This is a genomic window from Flavobacterium bizetiae (assembly GCF_024271895.1).
GTDB classification, from domain to species: Bacteria; Bacteroidota; Bacteroidia; order Flavobacteriales; family Flavobacteriaceae; genus Flavobacterium; species Flavobacterium bizetiae.
Map to the genome: position 1 here is coordinate 3,972,282 of NZ_CP091861.1, position 16,513 is coordinate 3,988,794.

15 protein-coding genes are annotated in these 16,513 nt (G+C 33.4%); 9 read left to right on the top strand and 6 right to left on the bottom strand.

All coding sequences use genetic code 11. The features are described 5' to 3' along the window. Nucleotides 1–85: 85 nt before the first annotated feature. Entirely contained in the window at nt 86–2,194 is a 2,109-nt protein-coding gene (recQ, locus tag L0669_RS16890) for a DNA helicase RecQ (RefSeq protein WP_263758950.1), read from the top strand. Between the two features lie 361 nt (nt 2,195–2,555). Here recQ and L0669_RS16895 read toward each other — a convergent pair whose 3' ends face one another. From L0669_RS16895 to L0669_RS16910, 4 genes are all read right to left on the bottom strand, one after another. Then, entirely contained in the window at nt 2,556–3,071 is a 516-nt protein-coding gene (locus tag L0669_RS16895) for a DinB family protein (protein ID WP_173972971.1), read from the bottom strand. Nucleotides 3,072–3,103: 32 nt separating this feature from the next. Continuing rightward, the gene (locus L0669_RS16900; RefSeq protein ID WP_263758951.1) at nt 3,104–5,689 is read right to left on the bottom strand and encodes a phosphoenolpyruvate carboxylase; all 2,586 of its coding nucleotides are present in this window, start codon (nt 5,687–5,689) and stop codon (nt 3,104–3,106) included. Between the two features lie 87 nt (nt 5,690–5,776). Next, nucleotides 5,777–6,256 (bottom strand): Lrp/AsnC family transcriptional regulator, encoded by a 480-nt coding sequence (locus tag L0669_RS16905; protein WP_008468989.1) that lies wholly within the window; start codon nt 6,254–6,256, stop codon nt 5,777–5,779. Between the two features lie 77 nt (nt 6,257–6,333). Continuing rightward, nucleotides 6,334–7,488, bottom strand: a complete 1,155-nt coding sequence (locus tag L0669_RS16910) for a M14 family metallopeptidase (protein ID WP_263758952.1) — start codon at nt 7,486–7,488, stop codon at nt 6,334–6,336. A gap of 312 nt (nt 7,489–7,800) precedes the next feature. Here L0669_RS16910 and L0669_RS16915 point away from each other — a divergent pair, with 312 nt between their 5' ends. Continuing rightward, nucleotides 7,801–8,253, top strand: a complete 453-nt coding sequence (locus L0669_RS16915; protein WP_263758953.1) for a helix-turn-helix domain-containing protein — start codon at nt 7,801–7,803, stop codon at nt 8,251–8,253. Between the two features lie 81 nt (nt 8,254–8,334). On the opposite strand, the gene L0669_RS16920 is transcribed toward L0669_RS16915, so the two are convergent. Further along, on the bottom strand, nt 8,335–8,886 hold the full coding sequence (locus L0669_RS16920) for a 1-acyl-sn-glycerol-3-phosphate acyltransferase (RefSeq protein ID WP_263758955.1): 552 nt from the start codon (nt 8,884–8,886) through the stop codon (nt 8,335–8,337). A 65-nt stretch (nt 8,887–8,951) separates the two neighbouring features. Between L0669_RS16920 and L0669_RS16925 the strand changes: the two genes are divergently transcribed. The 6 genes from L0669_RS16925 to L0669_RS16950 all read left to right on the top strand — a co-directional run bounded on the left by L0669_RS16925 (nt 8,952) and on the right by L0669_RS16950 (nt 13,720). Continuing rightward, entirely contained in the window at nt 8,952–9,617 is a 666-nt protein-coding gene (locus tag L0669_RS16925) for a spermidine synthase (RefSeq protein ID WP_263758956.1), read from the top strand. Between the two features lie 12 nt (nt 9,618–9,629). Further along, complete coding sequence (locus tag L0669_RS16930) at nt 9,630–10,307, top strand: peptidoglycan DD-metalloendopeptidase family protein (protein ID WP_263758957.1); 678 nt, start codon at nt 9,630–9,632, stop codon at nt 10,305–10,307. A gap of 6 nt (nt 10,308–10,313) precedes the next feature. Further along, nucleotides 10,314–10,790 carry a hypothetical protein gene (locus tag L0669_RS16935; RefSeq protein WP_173972952.1) on the top strand — a complete coding sequence of 159 codons (477 nt, stop codon included), beginning with the start codon at nt 10,314–10,316 and terminating at the stop codon, nt 10,788–10,790. Nucleotides 10,791–10,799: 9 nt separating this feature from the next. Next, nucleotides 10,800–11,324 carry a hypothetical protein gene (locus L0669_RS16940; RefSeq protein WP_263758958.1) on the top strand — a complete coding sequence of 175 codons (525 nt, stop codon included), beginning with the start codon at nt 10,800–10,802 and terminating at the stop codon, nt 11,322–11,324. A 52-nt stretch (nt 11,325–11,376) separates the two neighbouring features. Continuing rightward, entirely contained in the window at nt 11,377–11,847 is a 471-nt protein-coding gene (locus L0669_RS16945) for a nuclear transport factor 2 family protein (RefSeq protein WP_263758959.1), read from the top strand. 130 nt (nt 11,848–11,977) lie between these two features. After that, nucleotides 11,978–13,720 carry an APC family permease gene (locus tag L0669_RS16950; protein WP_263758960.1) on the top strand — a complete coding sequence of 581 codons (1,743 nt, stop codon included), beginning with the start codon at nt 11,978–11,980 and terminating at the stop codon, nt 13,718–13,720. A 523-nt stretch (nt 13,721–14,243) separates the two neighbouring features. Here the strand turns inward: L0669_RS16950 and L0669_RS16955 are convergent. Next, the gene (locus L0669_RS16955; protein WP_263758961.1) at nt 14,244–15,731 is read right to left on the bottom strand and encodes an aminotransferase class V-fold PLP-dependent enzyme; all 1,488 of its coding nucleotides are present in this window, start codon (nt 15,729–15,731) and stop codon (nt 14,244–14,246) included. Between the two features lie 179 nt (nt 15,732–15,910). Between L0669_RS16955 and msrA the strand changes: the two genes are divergently transcribed. Next, on the top strand, nt 15,911–16,444 hold the full coding sequence (gene msrA / locus L0669_RS16960) for a peptide-methionine (S)-S-oxide reductase MsrA (protein ID WP_263758962.1): 534 nt from the start codon (nt 15,911–15,913) through the stop codon (nt 16,442–16,444). Nucleotides 16,445–16,513 lie beyond the last annotated feature (69 nt).

Genomic DNA, 16,513 nt, shown 5'->3' on the forward strand with positions numbered 1-16,513 from the left:
TTCTATAAAATCGCATTCTTAAATATAAGAAAAATATTATATTTAAACTTTTTATTATATTGAGAAATTATCAAATATCAGCCTTATGAATTCAGAAATTTTACACGCCAAACTAAAAGAAAATTTCGGTTTCGAAAAATTCAGACCCAATCAGGAAACTATCATTAATACCATACTTTCTGGTCAGGATACCTTAGCAATAATGCCAACTGGTGGCGGAAAATCAATTTGTTTTCAGTTACCGGCTTTGGTTTTACCCGGAATTACCATTGTTATTTCTCCTCTTATTGCCCTGATGAAAGATCAGGTCGATAGCTTGAAAACCAACGGAATAAATGCCTGTTATATCAATAGCAGTCAATCTAGCGAAGAACAGCAATTTTATATTGATAATCTAAAATCAAATAAATTCAAACTCGTTTACATTGCGCCTGAAAGTCTTTCGTATCTTGATGTTGTTTTTAATGAACTGACAATCAGTTTAATTGCAATTGATGAAGCGCATTGTATTTCATCCTGGGGACATGATTTTCGTCCGGCGTATACCAATTTGGGTTATTTAAAAAGCCGCTTCCCTTCTACTCCTGTTCTGGCTTTGACTGCGACAGCAGATAAAGCAACGCGAACAGATATAACAAAACAATTAAATTTAAGAAACCCAAAAACTTTTGTCGCTTCGTTTGATCGAAAAAACTTAAGTCTCGAAGTTCGTCCCGCATTAGATCGTGTAAAACAAATTATTGATTTTGTTGAAAATAAACCCAATGAATCCGGAATTGTTTATTGCTTGAGCAGAAAAACGACCGAAGAACTGGCGCTGAAACTCCAAAAAAATGGAGTAAAAGCAAAAGCATATCATGCCGGTTTAGAAAATAAACTTCGTGCAAAAACACAGGACGAGTTTATTAATGATGACTGTCAGGTAGTTTGTGCGACCATTGCTTTCGGGATGGGGATCGACAAGTCAAACGTACGTTGGGTGATTCATTACAACTTACCAAAAAATATAGAAGGATATTATCAGGAAATTGGTCGTGCCGGTCGTGACGGATTGTCGGCTGAAACTATTTTGTTTGAAAGTTATGCTGATGTAATTCAGCTTCAGAAATTTGCCTCAGAAGGATTGAATTCAGATGTTCAGTTGGCAAAACTGGAAAGAATGAAACAATATGCGGATGCTTTGAGTTGCAGAAGAAAAATTCTGCTTTCGTACTTTGGTGAGCTCGTAAAAGAGAATTGCGGAAACTGCGATATTTGCAAAAATCCTCCAACTTTTTTCGATGGTACGATTCTCGCGCAAAAAGCACTGTCGGCAATTAGCCGATTACAGGAATCTGAGCCTTTGGCTGTAATTGTAGATTTTTTGCGTGGCTCGAGAAACGCGTATATCTACGAAAAAAATTATCAAGAGCTAAAAACGTACGGAATTGGCGCCGACATTTCCTGGTACGATTGGAATCAATATTTAATTCAGCTTATAAATTTAGGGTATTGCGAAATTGCCTTTCATCAACACAATAAAATTTTGCTTACTCCTTTTGCAAAGAAAGTTTTGTTCGAAGGCGAAAAAGTAAAACTAAATACTGTTGTTAAAAAAGTAATTGACAAAAACGAAATTAAGGAAACTAAACCTAAAGCAGCAAAAAGTTCTCTTTTTGAAATTCTTCGAAAATTACGTTATGAAATTGCCAAAGACGAAGAAGTTCCTGCTTATGTCATTTTTAGTGATGCCGCGTTAAGGTATATGGAAACTTTTCGTCCTATGAGTGACGAAGAATTTCTGGCAATTGATGGTGTTGGTAAAGTAAAACTGGAAAAATACGGTCGGGAATTTATAGATGCGATTGTGTATTATGAAAATGCAAAAAAAACAAAAGCCAAAGCAAAAAAAGAAGGTAACACCTATAAGACAACTTTAGAAATGTTTGAAAGTGGCGATACGGTTGAAGAAATTGCAGAAAAAAGAAATCTCGGACAAACCACGATTGTTTCTCATTTAGCAAAATTATATGTTGATGGTCATGATTTAAATCTAACTCAATTTGTTTCTGATCACGAGGTAAAACTACTTCATAAAGCACAAGTAGAATTAGAATACCCAACAGCGCTGAGATCTTATTTTGATTATTTTGAAGAAAAAATGTCTTACGATAAAATTAGATTTGGACTTGCTATTGTCGAAAGGAATAAGTAATGTCATTGCGAGGAACGAAGCAATCTCACTAAAAATTCGACAAAGATTAGTTAATGCAAATTTTCAGGAGCTAATCTCGCTATGCGTTCCAATCTTTTGTGGCGAACACCGCCACCAAAAGGATTTCCACTTCTATCGGGGCTAGGCCAATTATTCTCATGACAATATTTTCGTATAGTTGTCATCCCGAGGAACGAGGGATCTACATAAGTAGCTCGACAAAGATTGATAATTTTACTTGCGGAGTTTCTTGACTAGATCCCTCGTTCCTCGGGATGACAAACTGAAACCTGTGTACTTAAAAAACAAAAAAATCCTGTGAATCAACTTCACAGGATTTTTTTATATTAAGAAAGTAAACTTACAAATACCTTTCTTCAAAGACTTTTTGATGATGCTTTTGATGTCCGATAATTACAAAACCTAAAGCGCCAGCTGAAATTTGATGAGACGAAGCAGTTCCAACTCTTTTAAGTTGTTCTTCAGATAAACTTTTATAAAACAATAAGGTTGAATGTCTTAAAGCAGAAAGTTCTGTTAGTAATTCCTGAATACTTCTTTTGTTAGCGGCTGTATTGTCTACATAATCGTTCTCTTCAAATCCTGGCAAAACGGTTTTGTCATTTCTTGAAAAACGCAAAGCGCGATAAGTAAAAACGCGTTCTGAATCAATCAAATGCTGAATAATATCTTTGATTGTCCATTTTCCTTCAGCGTAACGATAATCAAATTTATCCAAAGGAATATTTTGTACAAATCGTATAAAATCATGAAGGGAAATTTCTAACTCTTCAATTAAATTTACTGCTCCGGCTTCGCGAACATAATTAGCAAAAGGACCTGAATATTCTGTTTCTAATAACTGATCTGAATTCATATTTACTTTTTTTGCAATTCTTTATATCAAAATTATGCAGAGTTTCTACTCGCATTCGTATTTCCGAAAAGTGATCTTGTTACGATTTTCTCGTACACTTTTATCAACTCTTCGTCAACCTCAGTTTCTTTGTTCAATTCATTAATTCTTAACAAAGCATATTGTTGTATTGTCAACAAAGGCAATACAATACGCTCTCTTACCTGAATCGATGCTATACCATCAGGATAATTCTCCATAAGAGTTTTATGTCCTGCAATTTTCAATAAAAGACGTTTTGTTTCCTGGAATTCATCAAAAATAATTTGCCAGAATTCACCAAATTCAGCGTCATTTCTCATGTAAGCTGTTAATGGTAAAAATGATTTAGCCAATGACATCATACTGTTTTCAAGCAACGTTTTAAAGAATAAAGAATTGTGATACAAATCGTGTACTTTATCCCATTGTCCTGATTCTTCAAAATGTTTTAATGCCGATCCTACTCCAAAAAATCCAGGTACATTTTGTTTCAATTGACTCCATGAACCTACGAACGGAATCGCTCTTAAATCAGCAAAATCTAATGATTCAGATTTGCTTCTTTTTGATGGACGGCTTCCGATATTCGTTTTAGAGTAATATTTCAACGTACTCATTTTCTCTAAATACGGAATGAATTTCGGATGATTTTTAAAACTTAAGTATTTCTCATAACCTAAATCTGCTAATTGCGTCAAAATCTGAGTTTCGTCTGCGCTTAACTCATTTTTTTCTTTGCTAAATACCTGATTGGTTACACCGGCAGTCAATAAATTCTCGATATTATAACGACAAGAATCTAAAGTTCCAAAATTAGAGCTAATCGTTTGTCCTTGTACCGTAATCTGAATTTCGTTATTCTCGATCTTTGGCCCTAAAGAAGCGTAAAACTTGTGCGTTTTTCCACCGCCACGAGCCGGAGGTCCGCCACGTCCGTCAAAGAAAATAGCTTTAATACCGTATTTTCTTGACATTTCTGTAAGTGCAATTTTAGCCTGATAAATACTCCAATTGGCCATTAAGTAACCGCCATCTTTAGTTCCGTCAGAGAAACCTAACATGATTGTTTGTTTGTTTCCTCTTATTTGTAAATGCTTAGAATATTCAGGATTAGTATACAACTGCTCCATAATATGATGTGCGTTTTGCAAATCATCAACAGATTCAAAAAGCGGAATAATATCTACAGTTGGGTTTTCCCAGTTATTCAATCGAATCATGGCAAAGGTCTCCATTACATTCAGTGCGCTTTCATTATTACTAATGATGTAACGATTAGCACCAAACTCACCATTTGCATTCTGAATGGTTTTAATTGCCTGAACAGATTCTAAAGTAGATCTTGTAATTTCATTTTCAAAATCAGCAGGATTCAATTCACCTTTAACTTTTGACAAAACAACTAGTTTTTCCTCTTCACTTAAATCAAAATAATTTGAAGGGAATATTTCAGAACCCGAATTCAAATAATGATTTACTACATCTTTGAATACAGCGTCATGAATTTTACTATTCTGACGAATATCTAAAGTAGCAAAATGGAAACCGAAAAGATTAATTTTTACCAAAAAAGCTTCCAAATCATCTAAATAAAGAGACTGGTGCTTTTCGATTATAATATCACGAATAAGGTTTAATTGCGTTAATAATTCATCTAAAGTAATGTAAATTTCACCTTTAGAATAAAAAACAGAACGATAAAGTTTGTGTTCAAGTTCAGCTACCAAAGTATCTACTCCTGAGAAAGTTAACTTACGTTTTAAATTTCTCATTTCGATATAATAACACTTTAATATCGAAGTACGCAAACGTTCCGCAACTTTAAGGGTAATCTCAGTAGTAACGAAAGGATTTCCGTCACGATCTCCTCCTGGCCAGAATCCTAATTTTATTAATTGATTCTGAATTGCATTTCCTCCAAGAATATTTTTTTGTAAATAATGAACAATTTCGCCTGAAGTAGCGTAAAAAACATTCTCTAAATACCAGATTAAACTAACCGCTTCATCGTAAGGATTTGGTTTTTCGTTCTGGATAAAAGGTGTTTTTCCTAATTGCGCTAACAATTCTTTGATTTTTAATAAATCATTCAAACGAATTGCTTCTGTTAAATCATTTATAATTCCTAAAACTGGTCCAGGGTAAAATTGTGTTGGATGTGCTGTTAAAACCGTTCTAACATTAAAATTTTCTAAGAATTCGATCAATTCCTCATCTTTCTCCTTAGCATCTGATTTCTCTTTGATATCGCGCAAAGATCCACGCCCTTCCATATTATTAACTTCCGGAAAAGCAGCGTCTTCTATGGCGTCAAACAATACAATCTGACGTTCTGTGTACTGAATAAATCGAAACATTAAATCGATTTTATCTTTTTCGGTAGCGTTGTTTAAATATCGATTAGAGAAAAAATCGAAAATTTCTTTTGGTGTTTCTTGTTTTTTAAATCCCGTTTCGCATGTCTCTGTAAATAAAGGAAGTAAAGCTCCTGTGTTATCTATAGAATCAAAAGGCAATGTTATAAATACACTATTATAAATGTGGTATTTTGAAAGAACATCTTGATTAAAGCGTTCAATTTTAGGTAACGTGTACATAATCTATTGTAGTTGTGGTTAATTAGTCATAAAAAAACCCCAAGAATAAACTTGAGGTTATATTTTAATATAGCATTCAAGAAAAAATTACATATTTTTAAAAATAGTATGCATCAAACGCTTCTTATCGTTGATACTTTCTTCTAATGAAATCATAGTTTCTGTTCTGTAAACACCATCGATATCATCGATCATGAAGATAACTTCTTTTGCGTGCTTAGTGTCTTTTGCTCTAATTTTGCAAAAGATGTTGAATTTTCCTGTCGTTACAGAAGCTACTGTTACGAACGGAATTTGATTGATTCGCTCTAATACAAATTTAGTTTGAGACGTATTATTAAGGAACACACCTACGTATGCAATAAATGAATACCCTAATTTATCGTAATCCAAAGCCAATGAAGAACCCATTATTATTCCTGCGTCTTCCATTTTCTTAACCCTAACGTGCACTGTACCAGCAGATATCAATAGTTTTTTTGCAATGTCAGTAAACGGAACTCTCGTATTGTCTATTAACATATCTAAAATCTGGTGATCTACTTCATCTAAACGAAATTTACTCATAATTCTTTAATTAATATTACTAATTGCTATTACAAAGTATAAAAATATATATAAAAAACAACAAATTCACATAAAAATTAACTTTTTATCAATCCGTTAACAAATTTAACATTTTTATTTAAATAAAAATCTGCTTTTTGATTCGATTTCGGAAAACCACTAAAGTCATCAGAATAAATTGCCCCTTTCGCATCGTATTCATAATGTCCAAAATAATTTTCCAATTCGCCCGCTTCAACTATGTAAGCGTTAAAATGAATCTTATTTTCAATCAATTCTTCTTTGTATTGTGCGACAAAATTCGTAATAATTTCGATACCATCATAATTTATTTTGATATTTTTATACATAAAATCATAAAAAACGACTTTATTTTGTGAAATATTCAAATAATCATTAATTCTGTTATCAACTAAATCGTTTTCGCCAATGAGTTCGAAACTTGAAAAAAGTGAGAAAAATAGGAACTTTCGAGTGATTTCGCGTTCGTAATCATGAGGAAAATGCCCTGCTTCGAATAAAATTGTTGGTACACCTAAAAATTGAAACGTATCCCCTATGCAATTGATATTAAATGAGTCATCAAAGCGCCCTACCTGCCCCGGAATATACTTTTGTAATACATCATTAATGCCTGCAATTACATTAATTGCTTTTAAACGGTTGTCATTTACCTCTCTTTCTTCATTATAAGAAGGAGCTAAAAACGAAACTGTAGCAGGTTTTCCGGTATCTCCTGCGCCAAATATAGTACGCTGATCGTGCAGGTTGAAACAATAATGAGGTTTGAAATTTTCAAAAACTTCTCTTAATACCTTACTTTCAGGTTGAGTCAGGTTTTGAGAATCTCTGTTTAAGTCAATTTTATTGGCATTTTCACGAGTATAAAGTCTTGCGCCATCCGGATTTAAAATAGGAATACAATAAAACGTAAACGTTTTAAGCATTTTCTCCGCAATTTCAGATCCGCTGTTTAATACATTAATAAAGTCAAACAATGCTTTTGTGGTAGTGCTTTCGTTTCCGTGCATTTGCGACCAAAGATATATACGTGTTTCCCCGTTTCCAATTTGATAACTATAAATAGGTTCGTCTAAAACCGATCTGCCAATTATTTGTACCTGGTTATTGTTATTTAGTTTATCTAATAAAGGTTGAATATGATCTAAAGTCAGGTAGCGACCTTCTATTGTTTTTTCTTTGTATTGGCTGAATAATTCTTCTAAATTCATTGTCTTTTGATTAGTTTACAAAAGTAAACATCTTTATATTTACAATTGTAAACAGTGAAAAAGAATAATAATTTATAATTGTAAACAGGTTTTTAACGTTTATCGTTACTTAACAAAGGATTGGAGTTAACAAATGTTATTACTTTATATAAATAAAACTAAATGTCATTATTTCAGTTCTTTATACGTTATAATCTAAAGCTTAAATTAATAACAAATAGCTCATTATATACAATTTACAACTGTAAAATTGCTTTATTAGTTTCTTTTAGTTACATTTGTAAACAACGGTTTTAAAAACAATAATTTACAATGGTAAACATCGATGATTTTGTAAAACGTCTTGAAATTATACTGGATTATTATGCCTTAAATGCTTCTTCTTTTGCAGATAAAATTGGCGTACAGCGTTCTAGTATGTCTCACCTACTTTCTGGCAGAAACAAACCAAGCTTGGATTTTGTCATGAAAATTATGGAGGTTTTTCCGGATGTTGACTTATATTGGATTTTAAACGGAAAAGGAAGTTTTCCTAAAAATAATGAAGAAGTTTTAGAAACTGCAAAAACTCCTGCTCCTATTATTTCACATGAAAATTTAAATGGCGGAGATTTGTTTTCTGCGATTCATTATAAAGAAGCTGAAAAAACAGAAACAAGAATTTCTCCAGAAATTAAAAATCAAAATTTAATCTCTGAAGAAGGTGAAATTGAGAAAATAGTTATCTTTTATAAAAACGGAACTTTCAAGGCCTATAATCCGTAATTTGAAAAATCGCATATTTCAAAAAGATTAAAAATAATTTTCATTTAAGCGATTCTCACGTAACTAAAAAATGTCGAAAATTTACAACTGAAAACCATTTTGAGGAATTTTTCCGATAACTCCTTCATAATGCTTTTTTAAAATTGATAAATCGGCTTCGTAATCTCCGGTTGGAAAAAATGCTTTACCAAATTTCACTTCCTTTTTACCCCAGTCAAAAGCAACGGGAACAATTGGCACATTTGCTTTAAGCGCGATATAATAAAATCCGCTTTTAATTTCTGTAACTCCTGCACGTGTACCTTCTGGAGCGACAGCCAGACGAAAAACTTCTTTTCTGTCGAATATAGCTGCGATCGATTCTACTTTGTTTAATCCGCCTGTACGATCTATAGGCTCACCTCCTACGTTTCTGAAATAATATCCAAACGGAAATTTAAATAATTCCTTCTTTCCTACCCAGTTCATTTCCAGTCCGGAAATTCCGCGGGTAAAAATTCCTAAATAAAAATCATGATTACTTGTATGAGGCATAACCATCATCACACATTTTTTTACTTCCGCATTTTCAATCCCTACTATTTTCCAGCCCATTAGCTTAAAAAAGATGAATTTATATAACTGTCGTTTCATTAAAGTTTATTTTTCTTGCAAAATAAAAGATTTAAAGTGGTAAATTTGAGTAAAAGCATTTAAAAATGATTCAAAAATTATTCAGTTATATCATTCCAATAAAAATATTCAAGAAAAAATCAGAAAGAAGCAAAATTATCGAAGTTACCTGGGCAAACGGCGAATTGGTTCTGGATTCTGAAAACACCAATTATTCATACGGAAGCTTACAACGCATATTACGATACGGTCTTAGAAATATAGGTTACGATAAAGTTCTTAAAATGGATCACATTCTTTTATTAGGAGTTGCCGGCGGGAGTGTTATTAAAACCTTAGTTGATGAGATAGAATATAAAGGTAAGATTACGGGTGTTGAAATCGATTCGGAAATAATACAGATCGCAAATCAGTATTTTGATCTTGATAAGATAAAACAACTCGAAATTGTAATTGATGATGCCTTTGAGTTTGTTTTAAAAACAAAAAACAAGTATGATCTCATTATTATTGATATTTTTGAAGATATCAAAATGCCCAACTTTTTATTTGAAAGCTTTTTTAGCGAACGCATTTGTTTTCTTTTAAAAAATAATGGTTTTGTTCTTTTCAATACCATGATACTGGATGAAGCCCATAATGTTCGCAATAGAAAATATATCTCAGAAATAGATTCCAACTTATATACTTCAAAAATGCTGCCCCGCATAGAAGTGCATAATGAATTAATAATCATCGAAAAAGTCGTTTAAATTTTAAACTTTATGAAACCTCTTACCTCTATCCTAAAAGCCTTACCACCTACTAAAGTAATTGATGCTACTATTCATGTTTCAAAATATATTCCGTTAGATTTATCCGTAACGAATCTTGAATTAATGGAGAAAAAACCCGAAAATGCTACTGAATTTGAAGCGTTTATTTTTAATTATCTGAAAAAAAACAATGCTGAAGTCGCATACGGAGGTTATATAGAAGGTCGTACCTTATACCAACGAAGTACGATTTTTAAAAATGATTCTATTCCAGAGCGCAATATTCATATTGGTCTCGATTTATGGACAAAAGAAGATACCGCAGTTCTCGCGCCGCTGCAAGGAAAAGTACACAGCTTTAAAAACAATATTGGTTTGGGCGATTACGGCCCAACAATTATTTTAGAGCACATCATCGAAAATGAAAAATTTTATACTTTATACGGACATTTATCGTTAGAAAGTATAGAAAACCTTAGTGTTGGGACAATTTTTAATAAAGGTCAAAAAATTGCAACTCTTGGAAACGCCAGTGTTAATGGCGATTACGCACCACATTTACATTTTCAGATCATCAATAATATCGAAGAGTATAACGGAGATTATCCCGGAGTTTGCAATACAAATGATTTGAATTTTTATATAGAAAATTGTCCTGACCCCAACTTATTATTAAAAATTACTTAAATAGTTATGAAGAAAGCAGGATTGATTATATGTTTGTTGTTGTTAATTGGATGTAAATCAAAAACGATTAGTAGAGACACTGAAGATTTAAAGATTAAGAAAATTTCTGGTTCAGAAATCAATACCAATCAGCAACAAAAAGCTTACGAATTAGGAAAACGAGTTTTAGAAACTTGTAATACATCAAAGTTTAAACCTTTTAATGACACAGAAGTTACGGCTTCGGTTAGAGAAAATACAACCGAAGAACGCTTAACCAAAACATGTCAGCGATTTAGACAATATTACGGAAGCTTTATAGATTTAAAATTAGATGGTGTTTACAAAACCAAACAAGAAGTGGTTTACCGCTATCACGCCTTATACACAAAAAAAGTGGCCAATAAAGAATTACGCGTTTTTGTAAATCAGGACAATTTGATTTCTGCCATAAAGTCAATGGATTGGGATGAAAAATTTGACGCAAAACTAACCGAACAATAAAGTAAAATTATGAATTTAAAACTGCCTTTCTTTTTATTACTGTTAATTTCGACATTTGCAAACGCTCAGGAAACAATGAGTATAAAAGGATCTAAACCTTATCCTGCAACAGAAAATTACACCTTTATTGTCGAAAAATATGTTTATACAGGTGAAGCTAATGTTCAGATTGCAAAAACAGAAAAAGGAGGCGTTTTAAAATTGACTATAAAAACCACCAACGATAAAACCAGAATTTCTGGAGGTTTATACGTTGACCTGGACAATGCAGATGTTATACCGTGCGTAGATAAAAATGTGAATGAAAGTGCCGATGGCACAACATCAACCTACTATTATTTTACTCCGGCCGAAATGGCAAAACTAAAAAAGAATGATATCAAAGGTATTCGATTTATCATAAAAGGAGGTTCTGATGCTTTTGGCGACCAGACAGGCTATTTTACAGCCTCAAACAAAAAAGAGTATTTTTCTACCGCTTTCGATAAATCTAAAAAAACATTTGATACTGCTGCTGCAATTAGTGCTTTATAAATAAATTATTTAATCTAATAAATCTTATATTTATACTCTAATATATTACCCTATGAATGCTAACGAGGCCTTAATTACCAAATTTTATACTGCTTTTGCAAACGCTGATGCTAAAACAATGAGTGAATGTTACCATCCTAAAATTCATTTTATTGATCCTGCTTTTGGCTTACTAAAAGAAGATCAGGTCTCTAAAATGTGGGAAATGCTTATTTTAAAAAGCAAAGGCAATATCAAAATTGAATTTTCGGATATAAAATCAGATGATTCTTCAGGTTCTGCAAAATGGGTTGCGACTTATAATTTTAGCAAAACCAACAGAAAAGTAATCAATACCATTACTGCCGAATTTGCCTTTCAGGACGGGTTAATCATCAAACATACCGATAATTTTGATGTTTGGAAATGGTCAAAACAAGCTTTTGGTCCAATGGGTTATTTATTAGGATGGACAGGTTTTTTTCAGAAGAAAATTCAGGATCAGGCCTTATTATCACTTAAAAAGTTTCAGGAATCTAAATAGTTTTACTGTTTAGAAATTCAAATTATGCAAAACTAAAACTTGCTTTTATTTTAAATTATCTGCCTTCAATTAATACTGCTTGTCTGTTTTCCTTTTTGTTGAGTTAATCGTGTTTTAATCCGGAATAACTATGAAAGAACTTGTACACAAAAAATTAAATCAATTACAGGCAACAGCAATTTGCGGAAACGACATTAGTTCATCTTGTTTATATGTTTCCGCCTTAACCATCTTATATGCTGGTCAGTATGCCTGGATTTCTTTATTAATTGTTGCTGTTGTTTTATTTCTGTTCAGAAAAATTTACGGAGAAGTTGTTGGGGCAATTCCTTTAAACGGAGGCGCTTACAATGTTTTATTAAATACATCAACCAAACGATTAGCCTCACTTGCGGCGACATTAACCGTTTTGTCGTATATGGCAACAGCGGTAATTTCTGCATCAGAAGGCATGCATTATTTACACGGAATCTTCGAAAGTTTAAACGTTACCATCGCCACAGTTGTAGTTTTGGTTTTATTTACTGGCTTGGCAATTTTAGGAATCGGCGAATCAGCATTCGTGGCCGTCATTATTTTTATAACCCATCTCGCAACTTTAACTTTGTTGGTTTTGGCCTCGCTCTGGTTTGTTTTAAACAATGGTCTCGAAACTTTTCACATCAATTGGGAAACCCCAATTGCGTACGGAAATATAAAAACGGCGCTTTTTCTCGGATTTTCCGCTGCCATGCTTGGAATTTCAGGTTTCGAAAGTTCGGCCAATTTTGTAGAAGAACAAGAACCCGGAGTTTTTCCAAAAACACTCCGTAATATGTGGGCCATCGTCAGTTTCTTCAATCCTGTAATTGCCATTTTGTTGATCAGTATTATTCCATTAACCGAAGTTGGCGCCAATAAAGAATCCCTTCTCGCCCATTTAGGACAAACCACTGGAGGTTCCTGGTTGGCGTGGTTAATTTCTATTGATGCTGTTTTAGTATTATGCGGAGCCGTATTAACTTCATTTGTAGGAGTTTCAGGATTGTTAAATCGAATGACGTTAGACCGAATTCTGCCTAATTATTTTCTCAAACAAAACTCAAGAGGTTCTCATTACCGTATTGTAATCAGCTTTTTATTGCTTTGTATTTCGGTACTTTTTGCTACAAGCGGACATTTAGAATCCCTCGCGGGAGTTTATACTTTTTCCTTTCTGGCTGTAATGGCGTTATTCGGAATCGGGAATTTATTACTCAAATTCAAACGCAAAAAATTACCAAGACCTGAGCGCGCACGTGGTATTGCAGTAGTTCTGGCGGTTTCCTTCATCATTGCCGCCTTCATCGGAAACATGAAGCTCAATATCAATTCATTCTATACCTTTTTAAAATACATGGTTCCGTCGCTTATTTTCATTGGAATCATGCTGAACCGTGTCATCTTAATCCGTTTGCTCATCGAAGCTTTAGAATATTTTTACCAGCCCTTGCGCAAAATGGTCATTCTCAGTAATCGTTATCTGCAAAAAATGAGTGTTGAAATCAATTCTCAGGAATTTGTATTTTTTACCAAAGGCGATGACATTGCCATTCTCAACAAAGTTTTGCAATACGTTCAGGGCAACGAAACCACGAATAAACTCAAGATTGTATACGTAACAAATAATACTTCAAAAAACGAAGCCTTAATAAAAGATCTTGAAGTTCTCGATCGCGCTTACGACGAAATAGATCTTGAATACCTTGAAATACAAGGCGTTTTTGGCCCTGAAATCATCGATGAACTCTCTAAAAAATGGAAAATCCCAAAAAACTTCATGTTCATTGGTTCCCCTGGAAATAAATTCTCTTATAGAGTTTCAGACCTTGGCGGAGTTCGTTTAATTATGTAATAGATTTTTCAGGAGCAGAAAATTCAGGCTTTTTTAGAAGCATAGTCCCGCTTTCACCTTTATCTTTGTTCGTTCCTCTCAAAGGATACCGGCTCTATCGGGGCTAGATTAGAAATATATCATTCATAATCTTCTGATAATTTGTAAAAATTATGGTTGAATAATTTAACCGCAAAGCACGCAAAGTTTTTTATTATCCTTTTTATAAACCGCAAAGTTCGCAAAGCTTTACCTTAATTAAAAATTCGTGATAATTTGTGAAATTCGTGGCTAAAAAATTAACCGCAAAGCACGTAAAGTTTTTATTATTCTTTCTATAAACCGCAAAGTTTACAAAGTTTTCCCCCAATTAAAATTCGTGATAATTTGTGAAATTCGTGACTAAAAAAAACAAAAAGTTCGCAAAGCTTTGTATTAAAACAGCTTTGCGAACTTCCTATTCTTTAAACAAATTAAAGCAAATAATCTTAGCATCCTTTGCGTAAACCTTAGAGAACTTTGCGGTTAAACATTATAAAAAAAATTAAGTTTTAAACCACCCAGCAACCAATTCATCCTCAAATGAATTCGCGTCTTTATGAACAAACTCATTGGTGTTTTTATTATAAGAATAATCCAAAGCCCAGTTTTTATGATGCTCCGCTAAATCTTTAATACTCTCACAAACAAAAGCAATTTCTTCGTCAGTAGTTGTCGGGTGAATCGACATTCTAATCCATCCCGGTTTTTTGATCAAATCACCAATCGTGATTTCGTTGACCAATTTATTCGAAGTTTCCTGATCTACATGAAGTAAAAAATGACCGTACGTTCCCGCACAGCTGCAACCTCCCCTAGTTTGGATTCCGAATTTATCGTTTAATAATTTTACCCCTAAATTGAAATGAAGATCTTCAATAAAAAATGAAATAACCCCCAAACGATTTTGGTGTTGACCAGCCAGAATTTTAATATTCGAAACTGGATTTAGAGCTTCAAAAACGTAATCAACAATTTCGTGTTCACGTTGCAGAATATTCTCAATTCCCATTTCCTCTTTAAGCTCAATCGCTAAAGCGGTTTTAATAACCTGAAGAAAACCCGGAGTTCCGCCATCTTCACGATCTTCTATATTATCGATATATTTATGTTCTCCCCAAGGATTTGTCCAGCTTACAGTTCCTCCGCCCGGACAATCAGGGATCATATTATTGTATAGTTTTTTATTAAAAATCAAAACACCCGAAGTTCCCGGTCCACCTAAAAATTTATGTGGCGAAAAGAAAATGGCATCAAGATACGCTTCTGGATCTTCAGGATGCATATCAATAGCGACGTAAGGACCTGAACAAGCGAAATCTACAAAACAAACACCGTTGTGCTGGTGCATTAATTTGGCTGCTTCATGAAAAGGAGTTTTTAAACCCGTAACATTCGAGCATGAAGTGATCGAAGCAATTTTTATCGTTCTGTCGGAATATTTTTCTAATAATAAAGCCAGATTATCCAGGCAAAAAAGCCCTTTTTCACAAGATGGGATAATCTCTACATCAGCAATTGTCTCTAACCATGAAGTTTGATTAGAATGATGTTCCATATGCGAAATAAAAACAATTGGTCTTTTTTCTGCCGGAACAGTAATGTAATCTTTTAGATTCTCAGGGACTTTAAGTCCTAAAATACGCTGAAATTTATTGACAACACCCGTCATTCCCGTTCCATCCGTAATCAAAACATCATCTTTACTTGCGTTGGTATGACGCTTGATAATATTTCTGGCATGATGATACGCTTTTGTCATGGCAGTACCTGACACAGTAGTTTCTGTATGTGTATTCGCTACAAAAGGCCCGAAATCATTAAGAAGTTTCTCTTCAATTGGGCGATACAACCTTCCACTGGCAGTCCAATCAGTATAAATAATCTTTTTTTTTCCGTAAGGAGACGTAAAATCCTGATCAATTCCAACAATATGCTTTCTAAAATCCTGAAAATAGGTTTCTAAAGTGATGGTATTATTTTTGCTATTCATTAGTGTGCCTGAGTTTGATTGCAAATATATCGCTTTTTTATAAAATTGCGAATTTATCAATTGTAAACTTCAAACATTCAATAACCGTTTAGTATATTTAATTAAAACATTGTTTTATTAGTAATTTATCATAATATTCTATCGGATTAATAGGGCAAGTAAAACTAAACAACACTTTTATGAACAATTTGTCGTTAGCTACTTTTGGTGGCGGATGTTTTTGGTGTATTGAAGCTGTAATTCAGCGTTTAAACGGAGTAGAATCATTAAAATCAGGATTTGCGGGAGGTTTTATAAAGAATCCGCCCTATCGGGAAGTTTGTACCGGCAGAACAGGTCATGCCGAAGTAATACAAGTAGCTTTTAATCCTGACATAATTTCATATCATGACTTACTCTTTATATTTATGACCAGTCATGATCCTACGACCTTAAACCGTCAGGGCGCAGATACCGGAACACAATACCGTTCTATTGTTTTATATCATGACCAGGAACAAAAAGCAATTGCAGAAGACGTTTTTAAAGAAGTAAAAACATTCTACGAAAATCCAATTGTAACGGAACTAGCAGAATATAAAGCCTTTTATGAAGCCGAGGAAGAGCATCAAAATTATTACAATAACAATCAGGATGCACGTTATTGCCAAATTGTAATTGATCCGAAAGTAGAAAAATTAAAAAAAATGTACTCAGATAAACTGGTACTCTAAATAAGCTATGCTGCAGATTAAAAGGATGAGAATGGTTTTCCTTACTTACTTATAAATCTCCCTGAGATT

Coding starts and splice junctions, on each gene's coding strand:
- L0669_RS16910 (WP_263758952.1), bottom strand. CDS start 7,488: ATGAATTTAGAAGAATTATTCAGCCAATACAAAGAAAAAACAATAGAA.
- L0669_RS16900 (WP_263758951.1), bottom strand. CDS start 5,689: ATGTACACGTTACCTAAAATTGAACGCTTTAATCAAGATGTTCTTTCA.
- L0669_RS16935 (WP_173972952.1), top strand. CDS start 10,314: ATGAAGAAAGCAGGATTGATTATATGTTTGTTGTTGTTAATTGGATGT.
- L0669_RS16920 (WP_263758955.1), bottom strand. CDS start 8,886: ATGAAACGACAGTTATATAAATTCATCTTTTTTAAGCTAATGGGCTGG.
- msrA (WP_263758962.1), top strand. CDS start 15,911: ATGAACAATTTGTCGTTAGCTACTTTTGGTGGCGGATGTTTTTGGTGT.
- L0669_RS16915 (WP_263758953.1), top strand. CDS start 7,801: ATGGTAAACATCGATGATTTTGTAAAACGTCTTGAAATTATACTGGAT.
- L0669_RS16925 (WP_263758956.1), top strand. CDS start 8,952: ATGATTCAAAAATTATTCAGTTATATCATTCCAATAAAAATATTCAAG.
- L0669_RS16930 (WP_263758957.1), top strand. CDS start 9,630: ATGAAACCTCTTACCTCTATCCTAAAAGCCTTACCACCTACTAAAGTA.
- recQ (WP_263758950.1), top strand. CDS start 86: ATGAATTCAGAAATTTTACACGCCAAACTAAAAGAAAATTTCGGTTTC.
- L0669_RS16950 (WP_263758960.1), top strand. CDS start 11,978: ATGAAAGAACTTGTACACAAAAAATTAAATCAATTACAGGCAACAGCA.
- L0669_RS16945 (WP_263758959.1), top strand. CDS start 11,377: ATGAATGCTAACGAGGCCTTAATTACCAAATTTTATACTGCTTTTGCA.
- L0669_RS16905 (WP_008468989.1), bottom strand. CDS start 6,256: ATGAGTAAATTTCGTTTAGATGAAGTAGATCACCAGATTTTAGATATG.
- L0669_RS16955 (WP_263758961.1), bottom strand. CDS start 15,731: ATGAATAGCAAAAATAATACCATCACTTTAGAAACCTATTTTCAGGAT.
- L0669_RS16895 (WP_173972971.1), bottom strand. CDS start 3,071: ATGAATTCAGATCAGTTATTAGAAACAGAATATTCAGGTCCTTTTGCT.
- L0669_RS16940 (WP_263758958.1), top strand. CDS start 10,800: ATGAATTTAAAACTGCCTTTCTTTTTATTACTGTTAATTTCGACATTT.